At 67.2% G+C, this 14,279-nt stretch carries 11 protein-coding genes; 3 read left to right on the top strand and 8 right to left on the bottom strand.

All coding sequences use genetic code 11. The features are described from left to right. Positions 1-44: 44 nt before the first annotated feature. A complete protein-coding gene (locus ACIBI5_RS34370) occupies positions 45-248 on the top strand; it encodes a hypothetical protein (protein WP_397252877.1) in 204 nt (67 codons plus the stop codon). An 8-nt stretch (positions 249-256) separates the two neighbouring features. Here the strand turns inward: ACIBI5_RS34370 and ACIBI5_RS34365 are convergent, their stop codons facing one another. The 8 genes from ACIBI5_RS34365 to ACIBI5_RS34330 all read right to left on the bottom strand — a co-directional run bounded on the left by ACIBI5_RS34365 (position 257) and on the right by ACIBI5_RS34330 (position 8,422). Continuing rightward, entirely contained in the window at positions 257-1,444 is a 1,188-nt protein-coding gene (locus ACIBI5_RS34365) for an IS110 family transposase (RefSeq protein ID WP_397252876.1), read from the bottom strand. A 316-nt stretch (positions 1,445-1,760) separates the two neighbouring features. Then, on the bottom strand, positions 1,761-2,987 hold the full coding sequence (locus ACIBI5_RS34360; protein WP_397252875.1) for a class I SAM-dependent methyltransferase: 1,227 nt from the start codon (positions 2,985-2,987) through the stop codon (positions 1,761-1,763). After that, on the bottom strand, positions 2,984-3,700 hold the full coding sequence (locus ACIBI5_RS34355) for a DUF1365 domain-containing protein (RefSeq protein ID WP_397252874.1): 717 nt from the start codon (positions 3,698-3,700) through the stop codon (positions 2,984-2,986). Before ACIBI5_RS34355 ends, ACIBI5_RS34360 begins: the two co-directional genes overlap by 4 nt. Next, the gene (locus tag ACIBI5_RS34350) at positions 3,697-4,983 is read right to left on the bottom strand and encodes an NAD(P)/FAD-dependent oxidoreductase (protein ID WP_397252873.1); all 1,287 of its coding nucleotides are present in this window, start codon (positions 4,981-4,983) and stop codon (positions 3,697-3,699) included. Before ACIBI5_RS34350 ends, ACIBI5_RS34355 begins: the two co-directional genes overlap by 4 nt. Then, a complete protein-coding gene (locus ACIBI5_RS34345) occupies positions 4,980-6,173 on the bottom strand; it encodes an FAD-dependent oxidoreductase (protein WP_397252872.1) in 1,194 nt (397 codons plus the stop codon). Before ACIBI5_RS34345 ends, ACIBI5_RS34350 begins: the two co-directional genes overlap by 4 nt. Continuing rightward, positions 6,170-7,276 carry a class I SAM-dependent methyltransferase gene (locus ACIBI5_RS34340; RefSeq protein WP_397252871.1) on the bottom strand — a complete coding sequence of 369 codons (1,107 nt, stop codon included), beginning with the start codon at positions 7,274-7,276 and terminating at the stop codon, positions 6,170-6,172. Before ACIBI5_RS34340 ends, ACIBI5_RS34345 begins: the two co-directional genes overlap by 4 nt. 149 nt (positions 7,277-7,425) lie before the next feature. After that, positions 7,426-7,626: a hypothetical protein gene (locus tag ACIBI5_RS34335; RefSeq protein ID WP_397252870.1), complete on the bottom strand. Its 201-nt coding sequence runs from the start codon at positions 7,624-7,626 to the stop codon at positions 7,426-7,428. Between the two features lies 1 nt (position 7,627). Next, the gene (locus ACIBI5_RS34330; protein WP_397252869.1) at positions 7,628-8,422 is read right to left on the bottom strand and encodes a GTPase family protein; all 795 of its coding nucleotides are present in this window, start codon (positions 8,420-8,422) and stop codon (positions 7,628-7,630) included. An 83-nt stretch (positions 8,423-8,505) separates the two neighbouring features. Here ACIBI5_RS34330 and ACIBI5_RS34325 point away from each other — a divergent pair, with 83 nt between their 5' ends. Together ACIBI5_RS34325 and ACIBI5_RS34320 are read left to right on the top strand one after the other, a co-directional pair. Further along, positions 8,506-9,522: a hypothetical protein gene (locus tag ACIBI5_RS34325; protein WP_397252868.1), complete on the top strand. Its 1,017-nt coding sequence runs from the start codon at positions 8,506-8,508 to the stop codon at positions 9,520-9,522. 205 nt (positions 9,523-9,727) lie between these two features. Further along, positions 9,728-13,489 carry a helix-turn-helix domain-containing protein gene (locus tag ACIBI5_RS34320; RefSeq protein ID WP_397252867.1) on the top strand — a complete coding sequence of 1,254 codons (3,762 nt, stop codon included), beginning with the start codon at positions 9,728-9,730 and terminating at the stop codon, positions 13,487-13,489. The last annotated feature ends 790 nt before the right edge of the window (positions 13,490-14,279 follow it).

The raw sequence follows: 14,279 nt of genomic DNA, 5'->3' as shown, positions 1-14,279 counted from the left end.
TTCACGTTCATGGGGAAGCCCCAACCCCACGGGCCGGCAGCGAGTTGCTCAAACCACTGCGGCAGACCATCGAGTCGATCAACCAGGCCCTCAAAGGCCAGCTCAACCTGGAACGACACGGCGGACGAACCCCTGCGGGCGTCATCATCCGCGTCATCGCCCGAATCCTGGCGCTGACCGCAGTCATCTGGCACAACGACAAGACCGGCCAGCCCACCACCCGATCCCTCACCGCCTACGACTCTTAATCCGCTTGTCAAGCGGCGGCGAGGGTGAGGGGAGGCGCGGGTTGGTAGGTGCGGTTGTCACGCAGGAGTGCCCAGAGCACGTTGACGCGTCGGCGGGCGAGGGCGAGGACTGCTTGGGTGTGGCGTTTGCCTTCGGCGCGTTTGCGGTCGTAGAAGCGCCGCGAGTCGGGGCAGGACTGGATGCTGAGCAGCGCGGAGGTGTAGAAGACGCGTTGCAGGGGTCGGCTGTAGCGCTGAGTCCGATGCAGGTTGCCGCTGACTCGGCCGGAGTCACGGGGCTGCGGGGTGACGCCGGCGAAGCTGGCGAGCTGGTCGGCGCTGGTGAAGCGGCTCATTTTGCCGGTGGCTGCGATGAACTCGGCGCTGAGCATGACACCGATGCCGGGCATGCTGCAGATCACCTCGGCAGACGGATGGCAGCGAAACCGGTCTTCGATGAGCTCGTCGAGGTCCTTGAGCTGCTCGTTGAGGGTGATCACTCCCTGGACGAGCTGGGTGGTCAGCAGTGCGGCTGTCCGCTCGGCGGGCAGGGTGGTGTGCTGGGACTGCGCTGCGGTGACGACCTTAGCTGCCAGGGTGGCGGCGTTGCGGACCTTGCGATCCTTCAGCCAGGTGGTGAGGCCGTCGAGGCCGATCGCGCGCAGCTCGGCCGGGGTCTGGAAGCCGGTCAGCAGGGTCAGCGGGCCCTTGGTCGTCAGATCCAGGATGCGTTGCAGCGCGGGGCATATGGCCAGCAATTGGTCATGCAGTCGGTTGATCGCCCGGGTGCGGTCGGCGGCCAGATCCTTGCGGCGAGCCACCAGCATCCGCAGCTCGACGACCAGGTCGTCGTCACCGTCCACGACAGTCAGATCGCGGCGCATCCGCGCCTGGTCAGCGATGATCAGGGCGTCTTTGGCGTCGGTCTTCCCGGCGCCGCGGTAGCCCTCAGCCGCCCGGTTGACCACGATGCCGGGCACGTAGACGATCTTCTGGCCGTGGTCGAGCAGCAGCGTCAGCAGCAGCACCGACTCGCTGCTGTGCAGGTCGATGGCCCAGGTCATCTCCTCGGCCAGGCCACGGACTCCAATCGCCTCCAGCAGTGCGGTCTCGTCGTTGGCAATCCGACGGGAGAACACCCGTATGCCGTCACCATCGACCACTGCCACGTGATGATGTTCTCGGCCGATGTCCACCCCGGCCCACGCTCGCGTCAACTTAAGCCTCTCACCAGCAGGTTCTATGTTCAGCCCGCAGACGACCTCGCCGCCAGGTCCCTACTCAGCGATTGGATCGCAGCTCTTAATCAGAGGCCGAGTCCGTCATGAAGAAGCGAGCGGCGAGTCGAAGGGAGCCACATGAACGGCAGACCACTGAAAGCCACACTCGCCCCTTCCGGGGCATCCGAACCCTATGAGCCCAGATATCTCAACGGTAGGGACCACTGATCATAGCCAGCAGCCTTGGAATCAATCATCTAGCCGTCCAGCCCCTGACCATGCCGCTCGATCAGGCGACCACCAAGCGCGATGATTATCCGGTTTCGGCAAGCTGCAGTTGCCAGACATCGAGATATCCGGCCCGGAAGCCGGCCTCGGATTGCGCCAGGTAGAACTCCCAAAGCCGCAGGAAGATCTCGTCGAAGCCGAGATCGGCGACCTCGGCCTCACGGGCGATGAAGCGTTCCCGCCAGCACTGCAGAGTACGCGCGTAGTGTGAGCCCAGCCTGCGCCTTCCGGTGATCGTCAGTCCGGGCTCCACCAGGTCCTCGATGGCTGTGAGCGAAGGGACTTGGCCGCCCGGGAAGACGTACGTCGTGATCCATGTCCGCAGGTCCCTGGTGGCAAGCATGCGGTCATGCGGCATCGTGATCGTCTGGAGCGCGATACGGCCGCCGGGAGCCAGCACCCGCCGGAGCACCGCGAAGTATTCACCCCAGAACTCCGCGCCGACGGCCTCGAGCATCTCCACCGAGACGATGGCGTCATAGGTGCCCTCGGCCTCACGATAGTCGTGCCGCAGCACACGGACCCGGTCGCCCACTCCTGCGGCGGCGACGCGTTCTCCGGCAAGAGCGCACTGACTGGGCGAGATAGTCAGCGTGGTGACGTCGGCCCCGCGCCGGGCGGCGGCGATGGCGAGCTCGCCCCAGCCGGTTCCGATCTCGAGCACCCGGCTGCCGGGGCCGATGAGCGCGTAGTCGAGCATCCCCTCGATCTTGCGCGACTGAGCCCGGTGGAGGTCGTCGCCCGGGCCGAACCAGGCGCACGAGTACGTCATCGAGTCATCGAGGAACAGGGCGAACAGCTCGCTGGGCAGGTCGTAGTGGTAGCGGATGTTCGATTGCGCCCCCTCTACGGTGTTGCGTTCGCTCGCGGGCTTGTGTTCCGCGACCCACCGCCGCATCGTGGCGAACGGCCTGCTCACGGAGCGCGTCAGTCGCGCGGCGGGCGGGGTGAGCAGGCCCGCGAGGTCTGTGCTCGTCCAGTCTCCGGACATGTACGCCTCCCCCAGGCCGATGGGGCCACGAACGGCCAGGCGGGTGAAGAACTCCCTTGGTCTGACGATTCTCATCACCGGCGAGTCCGGGCCGCCGCCGCCCATGCGTGTGCCCCCCGGCAACGCCACCCGCACGGGGAGCGAGGCGACCGCTCGCCGGAATACCCGCGCCATCAGCCAGGCCCGTACGGGTGCCGGATCTGGCGGCGTCAGTGACGGCCACCGGGTCAGGCCGATCCCCGAAACTGTCGAAGTGGTCATGAGGACCTCCCACCGGGATCGAGCGTTCTTGGAAAGCGCGGCAAACCCCGCAGCCACAGAGCTATGCCATGGCTCCTGATCAAGAAGGTGACCCGGTACGGGGCCAGTGGCCGCAAGAGCAGGGCGCGCAGAATCCCTGATGTATCCGACTTGATCCGGTGACCGGTGAGTACCGCGGTGAGGACCGGTGACTCTTCTTGCACCAGGGAGATCCTGATCGAAAGGCGCTCTCCGGGGACTGGCAAGCGCATGCGATAGCGGCCGTTCATGGACAGGAAGGGCGACACGTAGAAGCGCTTGCGGGTGTCGGCGCACTGACCGGGTCCCGGGCGGAGAAGATAGCAGTGGCGCTGGCCGTACGTGTTGGAAACCTCGGCGACGACGCAGCGCAACTCGTCCCGTTCATCGTGGCACCAGTAGAGCGTGAGCGGGTTGAACGCGCGGCCCAGCGTGCGAGGTGTGGTCAGCATCAGGACTCGGCCGCTGCCCAGCCGTACGCCTTGGGCGGAGAGCCAGTCGCCGACGTTGCGGCGGATCGTGAGATGAGGAGCGCCCAAGTGATCAGCGGCCCGAAACTGTGCGAAGGGTCGTAGCCACCACGGGACATCGGGAAGTTCGTCCAGGTCGATCAGCCACACGTGGAGATGGTGGCGGAAGCAGCGAAACACCGGCTTGCGGCGTACATGGACCAGGCGGGCGGCGTACACGTTCACCAGCGCACCCCGAATGCGGCCGCGGCCCGGACTCCTGACATGCAGCCGTCCTCGTGGAAGCCCCACCCGTGGTAGGCCCCCGCGTAGGCGGTCGTGGCGCTGGTCAGCTCAGGCAGCAGGCGCTGGGCGGTGAATGACGACGCGTCGGGGATGGGATGCTCGTAGACGGCCGAGGCCAGGACCGCGTTCTGGTCGATCTCGTCGTTGTTGAGCGTCACCAGATAGTCCAGCGGCTCGCTCAGCATCATCAGCCGGTTCATGTGGTACGTCACCGTGATCGGGCCACTCCCCTGGCAGGAACGCTTGCGCAGGTTCCAGGAGGCCCGTGCCCGGCGGGCACGGGGCAGGACGGAGGTGTCGGTGTGAAGCAGGATCCGGTTGCGTGAGTAGCGGAACGCGCCGAGTACGCGCTTCTCCGCGAGTGTGGCGTCAGCGAGTAGTGCGAGAGCCTGGTCGGCGTGAGTGGCGATGACGACTTTGGACGCCTCGTGCCGGCCGCCGCTCGCATCGGCGATCTCCACCCCGTCGTCGTGCCGCCGCACCGCGCGAATCGGCGTCGAGGACCGTGCGGTCAGGTCGTGGGCCGCGGAGTCGCGCACGGTGATCCGGTCGACGTATTCGCGGGAGCCTCCGACGACCGTTCGCCACGGCACTCTACCGGTGACATTCAGCATCGCGTGATTGTCCAGGAACGACAGCAGGGACCAGGCGTGCTGCGTGAGAGCGTCGTCCTCCGCCATCGACCAGACGGCCGCGACAAGGGGTAATGCGACGTGGTCGACGAAGTAGCGGGAGTACCGGCGGGGGCTGAGGAATTCACCGAAGCTCACGCCGGGATCAGCACCGGCCTTCAGCAGCCGGCGTGCGTCGCGATTGAATCTCAGAACCTCGGCCGGCAGACGCGCGTAGGCAGCCCAGACTCGAGGTGGCCCACCCGGTGGCAGGCCTTTGCCGTTCCGCCCTCCCGCATACTCCAATCCGCACTCCCTACAGCTGACTCCCAGGGACATCTCGGCGGCGGACGTCCGCACGCCCAGTTCGGCGAAGAGTCTGCAGAGCGCGGGGTAGGTTCGCGTGTTGTGCACGATGAAGCCCGTGTCGATCGGCACGACGGCCCCGTCGGGGGTACGGACGTCGTGGGTGTGGGCATGCCCGCCGAACCTGTCGTCCGCCTCGAACAACGTGACGTCGTATCGTCGCCGCAGCAGGTAGGCGGCGGTGAGGCCGGCCACGCCCGACCCGATCACCGCGACGCTTTCCCTGTACGGATGGGCCGCGCTCATGTTGACCCCGCTGGCTGAGATGCGGGCGCTGCGCGGAGCGGGTGGTCGCGCACCAGGGCGCCCACGGCGGTCAGTGCCGTCAGGACCGCGCCCTCCGCCGAGTCCATCGGATAGGAGTTGCGGATATGTGACCCCGCGAAGTAAAGCCGGCGCGATGGCCGCCGCAGGATGTGCTCCGGGCGGGTGTAGTCGCCGGCCAGGATCGCTTCGCCGGGTCGCTGGTTCATCCGGACCGCGACGTCGCGTACGGGAAACCGCAGCCCCAGGTGGTCACGCAATCGGTCAAGAACGTACTGCTCGTCGGTGCGGGGATTGCGGACGCACAACGCGATGGCCCGCCCGGCCTCCGGCTGGATGAGGACGGCGACGCCTCCACACCCGTAGAAGCCCGGTTCCGGGTTGGACAGCACGTCTTCCCGGGGATCGAGATCGATCGTGTACGCCACGTTGTGCATGTGGTCGACTTCACGCACCCCGTGATCGATCTTCGAGGCGTTCAGCAAGGCCACCAGGTCCGGAACGAACGCGGTGACGACGACCGCGTCGAATCGCCGCCATCCCTCGCTCGTGCGCACGTCCACGGGATCGCCGTCGAGATTCAACCCCGTGACCCTGCGCCCGGCCGTCAGGGTGACCCCCTGTGCTCGCAGGTGCCGCACCCAGGGCTCGATGAGAAAGACGTCGGTGGAGCCGGGCAAGGCGAATCCGGTCTTCGACCGGAAGAGGTTGCCGGCCATGCGGAGAACTGAGCGCGGAGAGTAGTTGAGGACCGAGCCGTAGCGGTTGGCGCCACGTTCCCGGGGCGCGTGCTCCCCGATCAGGGGCGTCGGCCGCCAGTTCCAGGAGATCCGCAGCTTCTCCGCGAGTGAGAGCTCCTTCGCCATGATCCGGTAGAGGTGGGAGATCTCGACCCAGGCGCCGTCACCTGTGCGTGCGAACCGGTGCAGCCTCCGTAACTGGTCATACAGCGACCCGCCCCCGTCAGCCGGGATCTGCCGCATGATCTCAAAGAGCCGGACGTAATCCTCCAGGAAGACCCGCGGGCAGTGTTCACCGCCCCCCTCGACATTCGCGCGACCGCCGAAACCTACGCCCTGCTCGTACACCGTGATCTCTGCCTCCGGATATCGCGACAGGTAGAAGGCCGCGGCGAGACCGGCGAGACCGGAGCCGACGACGCAGATCTTCACGACCGAACCCCCGTTCGGCCGCAAGGCCGGACCGCGAGGACCTGGTGCACGCTCATGCGAGCGTCCTCGAAGGCCAGCGCACCGCCCGCCAGGTACAGCCGCCAGATCCGGGCGAGCCTTCCTCCGTACAGGTGCACCAGCTCGTCCCAGTTGGCCGCGAGCCGTCGCGACCAGGCGTCGATGGTGGTGACGTAGTGCTCCCGCAGAGAGGCGACGTCGCGGATCTCGAATCCGGCCTCCTCTAGGTGCCGTAATGTGTGGTGAATCGGCCGCATCGCCATGTCGGGTGCGATGTATCTCTCGATGAAGGGGCCCCCGCCCGGCGCGACGCCGCTACGTGACATCTGCTGGAGCAGCACCCGCCCGCCGGGCTTGAGCGCCCGGTACAGCGTCCCGCAGTAGAGCGGGTAGTTCCGCTCGCCGACGTGCTCTCCCATTTCGATCGAGGCGACGGCGTCGAACGGCTCGCCGACGGGGTCGCGGTAGTCCTGCAACACAACCTCGACCGGGGCGCCGAGTTCCTTGACGTACTCGTACTGACGCCTGGAGTTGGTCACGCCGGTGGCCCGCGCACCGAACCGTTCCGCCGCGTGAACGATCAGCGCTCCCCAGCCGCACCCGACGTCGAGCAACGAGTCGCCGGCGCGCAGCCCGAGCTTGCGGCAGATGAGATCGACCTTGTCGCACTGCGCGGCGGCGAGTCCGTAATTCGTCTCCCGCGAGGTCCAGTACGCGCAGGAGTAGCTCATCGTCGGGTCGAGGATCAGCGCGTAGAACTCGTTACCGAGGTCGTAGTGATGCGAGATCGCAGCGCGATCCCGTAGCGGGGAGTGCTTGCGTCCGGCCGGTCTGGCCTCTCCAGCGGGCGGCCGCGGTGGCACGCCTATCGCGCCCAGGCGCATGGCCAGCCTCAGCAGCAACATCCCGTGGCGGGGGGCGACCCCGGCCCCGGAGACGGTCCGTTCGCTCATGAACGCCCTTCCCCGGCGCAGTGCCTCCTTGAGATCGCCGTACACGTCGAGCTCGCCCGCGACATACGCACGTGCCAGGCCGAGTTCCCCGGGGCTGCGCAGCAGGTGCCGGATCGCACGTGGGGACCGCATCACGACGACCGGCCCCGTATCCGGTCCGCTGTGGCTGCCGTCCCAGGCCCGTAGCCCGAAAGGGATCTGCCTGCCGTAGACGGTCCGGACCGCGTGGGCGACCTGGTCGGCCAGTCCCGGTGTGATATCGGCACGAGCTCGCGTGGCTTTCATAGTGCCGACAGCCCGAACAACGATTTGATGACACTCCACAAGCAGCCTATGAGCTTCTGCGCGATGAATGTGAGCCCGACGTTTCCGAGCCACCTCATGAAGCCGGATTGGTTCTCTTCGGCAGCGGCTCGCCGATGGTAATCCTCCCTCTCCAAGTGGCGACGTACTCGAGCGACCTCTTCTTCGGTCAGTGTCATGTCATTGCTCCTTGGTGTGGGCCGGAATAAGGTGCGTCAGCTCGACCGGAACGAATTCCTCGTAGGAGAAGTCCTTGAGGAGATCGAAGACGAACTTTCGCGCTTCGGGCGCTGACCCGACAAGAGCGTGGAACAATGCCTCGAGGTTGTATCCGCGGGCGGCCGAGAAGGGAATGACAAGCGGTCTGCGGCCGATGACCTCACCGATCTTCTGCTCTCGGTCGCGCACGATGTCGAGGATGTTCTCCTCCATTTCCACGGACGGCAGGTTCGTGCTGCGGCGCCAGTCCATCGGATGCACGATGTCCACCTGGTTCACCGCGAAAACCATGCGGTCGTGAAAACGCCAGAACTGCCGCAGGTACTGCTGGTCGAGGCTGACCGCGCGGTTTCGGGCGGCCATGATCCAAAGGATGATGTCGCAACCAGGCAGGCGCTCCTGATACTGCTCGAGATAGGACGGGTCTCTGCTGACGTCCTCACCCAGGCCGGGAGCGTCGACCACGACCAGATTCACGGGCTCGTCCCTGGCCGGACCCTTGAGGACCTTCATCGCCAGGTCCGTGGCCATGAACTCCTTGGTGCACGCCCGGGTGTGGCCGACTTTGAGAGCCGTCTTGAACATGGCATTGATCGTTGAGGACTTTCCGGTCCCCGAGACGCCAATAACACCGATGGTGGGCGGACGCCGGCCGAAGTCACTGCGGAACGCACCCTGAACCAGCCGGATATCGTCTTCGGTCAGCCCTTCGATGGATTCCTTGTCGGCTGCGTCCCTCCTACGAAAGATGCGCATGGTTGCCTTTCCGGGAACTAGCGACGCCTCTCGCGGCGCCGGACGTGGTGTGAATGATTGTGACATAAGCTTTTGCGCGATTCGTGGTCAAAAACTGGACAGCATTGATGGCTTTCTGCCAAAATTCAGCCATCCTCTCCACCGGCGGAGGCGAAGTGATCATGAGTGTGGCCGATGAACTCGGACGCCTTCAGCGCGGGCGAGGGGTCATGGCGAGCGACCTGATGCAGCGACTGGGGCCGACGCTGCGCGAATTGACCGGAATCAGCGAATCGGATAGCCAGAACGAAGCCCGCGTACGACTCGTCAAATTCCTGACCGACCTGGCAAATGATCTTCCGCCGGACCTGTCAGAAGCCCTGTCGGCCGGACTGGCACTCCGGAATGACGTGCGGCACCGATTCCTCGAAGGCCGCATGAAATGGCTGGCGACACAGATCGACCGCGACGTCAGCACGGCGAGAAGGCGGGTGAAGGAGGCCAACCTGCGCGCCGAGGAAATCGTCGCCGCCATGAAGCTGCGCGATGACGTCTACGCTCCCAGCGGCTGGTACCTCACCCGGATAAAAACGGTGCTGCGCCTGGACATCCTCCGGCCGACCGCGGTGGAGGAGCGCACGGTGGTCTCCAGTTCCGATGATCTGGACGAAATCCTGATCTCGACGAATGTGCCCCGCCCCGGCAACAGCGTTGAACCCCATGGCGTGGATCTTGACGTGGCGTACGGCGGCCGGCTGGTCCGTCAGGAGCGTCTCACGGACACGTATTTCCGATACTTCATTCGACTCCCCCGCCCGCTACGACTGGGGGAAGCACATGATGTCTGCGTCACGTTCACCCTTCCGGAAGGGCAGCGGATGCGCCCCAGATACACCTTCCAGCCGTTGAGGCGTTGCGATGAGTTCTCCTTGCGCATCCGCTTCGATCCGAACAGTCCGCCGGACGATGTGTGGCGCATCGACGGACTCCCGCAGTCCATGGCCGATGACTTCGCCGGGCCGGAAGCCCGGCTCATTCCAGACAAGGCGGCAGAGATTCAGCTGGCCTTCCGTGATCTGAGGATAGGAATGGCTTACGGGGCGCGCTGGGCTGGCGCGTAACGGATTCTGGTGATCGTCCGAGGCCTCGGGGTTGCGTGTCAGTTATCCGGTCCCATGTGTTCTTCCCTCCCGTATGTCCCACGAAAGCCCCAGTAGAGCCCATGTCTTGAGAGACAAGAAACGGTCAGGCAATAGTCGGACAAAGTCGTACAGCCCCTTGGAAGTCCGCCCACCGCCATTCACACTTCCGACTGGGAGGGGTGCCATGCTGGAGGGGGCAGACAGCGTGACCACGCGGGGGGAATTCGCCCGTGAGCTCACCGCGCTGAGAGAGCGAGCCGGACTGACGGTCCGTGAAGTGGCCAGGGCGATCGGGAAGCCTGCCGCGACCGTAGGGGACTATTTCGCCGGGGCGCACCTGCCGCCGGTGAGCCCGCCGAAACTGCTGGCCGATCTGCTGGCCGCATGCGGCGTGAAGGACCTCGATGAGGTCGCGCGATGGCAGCGCGCGTTGCTGAGGGTCCGCCGCGCACCGGGCCGCAGGCCGACGGGCGCCAGATCGCCCTACCGAGGGCTGGCGAGCTTCCAGCCCGAGGATGCGGAGTGGTTCTACGGCAGGGAACGGCTCACTGATCTGGTCATCGAGCGGCTCGGCCGCCATCCCGGCTCGCTGCTGGTGGTGGGGCCGTCGGGCTCGGGCAAGTCGTCCCTGCTGCGCGCCGGGCTCGTCCCCGCGATCCACTCCGGCGCGCTCGACGGCGCGGCCAGGACCACGCTGCTGCTGACACCCGGCGCGCAGCCGCTGAGGGCGCTCGCCGAGCAACTGACCACGGTGGCCGGCGAGACTGTGGACGACGTCGCCGCCGCTCTGCGCTTCGATCCTCGTAAGGCCATCGCGCTCGCCGGTAGCGCGGTGCTGGTGGTGGACCAGTTGGAGGAGATGTTCACGCTGTGCGCGGATGCCGGCGAGCGACAGGCGTTCATGAGGGCGCTTTGTGCAGAGGTCACGTCGATTGTCGGGCTTCGAGCGGATTTCTACGGAGAGGCTTTGCGGCAGGCCGAGCTGGCCGAACTCATCCAGGATCGGCAGATCGTGGTCGGCCCGATGACCGAGACCGAGCTGCGCCGGGCCATCGTGGAGCCCGCGCGCAGAGCACGGCTGAACATCGAGGACGGGCTGGTGGAGTTGATCCTCACGGATCTGGCGGCGCCGTCGTCCACTGACGCGTACGAGGCGGGGGCGCTTCCCATGCTGTCCCACACGCTCCTGATGATCTGGGAACGGGCCCGCAGGGGGCGCCTCACCATCGCGGACTATCACGCCTGCGGCGGGATCGCCGGGGCCGTGAGACGCACGGCGGAGGAGATCTATCTGGACGAGCTCAACGAGTCCGAGCGCGCGCTGGCCCGCGCCCTGTTCCTCCGGCTGGTCCGGATAGGCGAGGCAGGCCAGGACACCCGACGCCGGGTGGCGTACGCGGAGCTTCTCGACGTCGCACCCGGCACCGAGGACGTGCTCGCCCGGTTCGTCGACCGGCGTCTGCTGACCATGCACGAGGAGACCGTCGAGATCAGCCACGAGGCGCTGATCACCGGCTGGCCCCGTCTTCAGGACTGGATCGACGCCGATCGGTCCGGGCTGCGCGTCGTCCAGTTGCTCGACGACGCCGCACGGGAGTGGGAGCGAGAGGCCCACGACCCGACACACCTGTACACGGGCACGCGCCTGCTGGCCGTGCGGGACCTGACCGCGGCGGGCCGGCAGCTGAGCCAGGTGTCGCGCAGTTTCCTGGATGCGAGCATCCGGCGTGACAAGCGCCGGGTCAGGAGGCTCTACCAGGCGGTCGCCGGATTCGCGGTCCTCACCCTGCTCGCCGCCACAGGCGGCATCGTCGCCGTCCGGGAGCGGGAACAGGCGGTGGAGCAGCGCACCACGGCAGTGTCGCGGCTCGTGGCGGGCCGGGCCGACTGGACACGCGGCACGGACGTGGCCCTGGCCGCGCAGCTCAGCCTCGTGGCGTATCGCATCGCGCCGACGGAGGAGGCCAGGTCGAGCCTGCTCAATTCGTCAGCCATGCCCGAGGTGACCCGGTTGTTCGCGGGATCGGGAGTGGCGCACTCCGTCGCATTCGCCTCGGACAGGAAGATCCTGGCCAGCGGGAACTCGGACGGCACCGTACGACTATGGGACTTCAGCGGGCCCAAAGGGCCGGTATCGTTCGGACCTCCTCTGACGGGATCCGGCGCTCCGGTCTACTCCGTCGCGTTCAGCCCCGACGGCCACGCGCTGGCCACGGCTGGTGCCGGCGGAGTCGTGCGCTTGTGGGATGTGACCGATCCACGGCGGCCCAGCCCCTTCCCGCCGGTTTCCGGCCTCGGTAAGGACGCTCAGGCTCTGGTGTTCAGCCCGGATGGCCGGACTCTGGCTGTCGGGGGCTCTGGCGTGCACCTGGTCGACCGTGACGATCTGGCGCATCCGCGCTCGTTGAGAGGGCCACGGGGCTTGGTTCAGGCGGTGGCCTTCAGCCCGGACGGCCTGAGCCTGGCCGCCGGTGGAAGCGATAGAGATGTCTGGTTGTGGCGGCTTGATCAGGACGCCGGAACGTCTCTGGGTGACGTCAAGGGCGTCGTCTACTCCGTGGCCTTCTCCCCTGACGGTCGGACGCTGGCCGCCGGGACCAGCGACAAGACGGTGCGCCTGTGGAACGTGACCGGCCCTGGCCGGGTGATCGCCCGGCCGACGGCCCTCACCGGGCCGCGAAGCTGGGTGTACTCAGTGGCGTTCAGCCCGGACGGGCGTACGATCGCCGCCGCCTGCGCCGATGACACCGTCTACCTGTGGGATCTGGCCACCGGGCGCGCGACGGGCCACATCCCGCACCCCGGACCGGTGACGTCTGTCGCCTATGGGCAGGACGGCCGGCTGCTGCTGACGGGCGCGCAGGACGGCTCGGTTCGCGCCTGGCGGCTTCCGGGCCCCGCGCGGACCGGTATCGGGTCCGCGATGTTCACGGTCGCCTTCAGCGCGGATGGTCGTACGCTCGCCGCGGCGGCCGGTGACCATACGGTCCGCCTCTGGGACGTTCGGCAGGCCGGCTTACTCGTCCCGGTGGGTGAGCCACTGCGAGCGGGCACTCACCTGGACGGGACGCTGGCGTACGGCCCCGGAGGAAGGCTCGCCGCGGGCCGCGACGACGGGTCGGTCGAACTGTGGGACGCCACCGACCCGGCGCAGCCCATCCCCGCCGGTACGGCAAGGGGTGGCCTGCGCACCCCCATCCAGTCCGTGGCCTTCAACGGCTCGGGACGATTGATGGCGGCCGGAGATTCCGACGGAGACGTCCAGCTGTGGGACTCCAGCGATCATCGTCGTCCCGTGGCGCTGGCCACGCTGGCCACGACCAAAGGTAAACAGGCGTTCATGGTCGCGTTCAGCCCCGACAGCCTGACCCTGGCGGTGGCCAGCGCCGACCTGACCGTGTGGTTGTGGGACGTCAGCACACCGTCCAGTCCACGTGCCCTCCCCACCCGGCTCAGAGGGCCGACCAGCTACGCCTACCATGTGGTGTTCAGCCCTGACGGGCGGGTTCTGGCAGTGGCCTCCGCCGATGGAACCGTCCGCAGATGGGACATGACCTCGCCCGGACGGCCACAGCCGATGGGAGTCCCGCTCACCGGACCTCGGGGAGTCGTCTACGCCGTCGCGTTCAGTCCCGACGGACGGACCCTCGCGACCGCCAACACCGACAAGAGCGTCTGGGTGTGGGATCTCCAGGATCAGCGGCACCCCCGCAGGCTGGCGCTCCTCACCGGGGCGGCCGGGACCGTGTTCTCGGTCGCCTACAGTCCTGACGGCCACACGCTCGCGGCGGGGAGTCAGGATGGATCCGTCCGGCTGTGGAACACGGCCCCCGACGCCGTCGCCCGCACGATCTGCGCCACGGCAGGCGATGCGATCACGACGGCGGAGTGGGCCCAGTACGTGCAGGAACCCGCGCACCCGTACACACCGCCGTGCCCGAACTAGTGCGGCGATCACGATTCGCCGCTGTGCGGAGCACTCCCCAGTCAGAGGAGGTGGACGAATCTTTCGGCGCACGCACAGTCCGCCCTTGCCGGCACCGCCATCCGGGTGGCCCGCCCGCGGGGAGGGGTCCTTCCGATGTCGGCCGGGCCGGGCTCAGACCACGATGTCGCCGGGCGCTCCGGTGGTCAGCCATCGCAGGGTCCCGGCCTGGGCGGAACTCCGGCCGCTGCCCGGCAGGGGCGTGCCGGGCAGGTCCGGCAGATCATCGCGGTTCGGGCCGCTGGGACGGTCTCCCAGGTCAGGAGGAAGAAGACGTCGGGGCCATGGACGCCACCCGCGGCCACGTTGGCCCATCGCGGGTTCAGCGGGTCCATCCCGGTGGTTCCGGAAGGGTGAAACCGGCCCGGCGGGACGTCCGTGCGGGACGCCCGCCGTACCGGCGGCTCAGCGGGCGTGCTTGAGAGCCCAGTCCAGGGCGAGGTCGGCGAGCTCCTCCCAGCCCCCATCCTGAGTGACGCGAAACAGCCCGGTGCGCCTTGGCCTTGCAGCGATGGTGGTCGGAGAGAATCCGGCCGCGGTGCCCACAACGGCGCTGCGCGGCCGGTAGCTCCGCAGCCGGCATGGTCGGGCAACTGGTTGTGAGGGTGGTCCTACGCTCCCGGCGCCGGCGGGAACCGGCATCTCTCCAAGCCGCAGCTCGCTGTCAGCTCAAATCCGCTAATCGGCAGCCAATGACCCATCAAAAACGCCATAAGCCTAAAGTCGGACATTATTGCGAGATGTTGACAAG

It is taken from the genome of Nonomuraea sp. NPDC050540 (assembly GCF_044457485.1).
GTDB lineage: Bacteria > Actinomycetota > Actinomycetes > Streptosporangiales > Streptosporangiaceae > Nonomuraea.
Note: the sequence above shows the minus strand (reverse complement) of the source record. Positions and strands in the feature narration are given on the sequence as shown.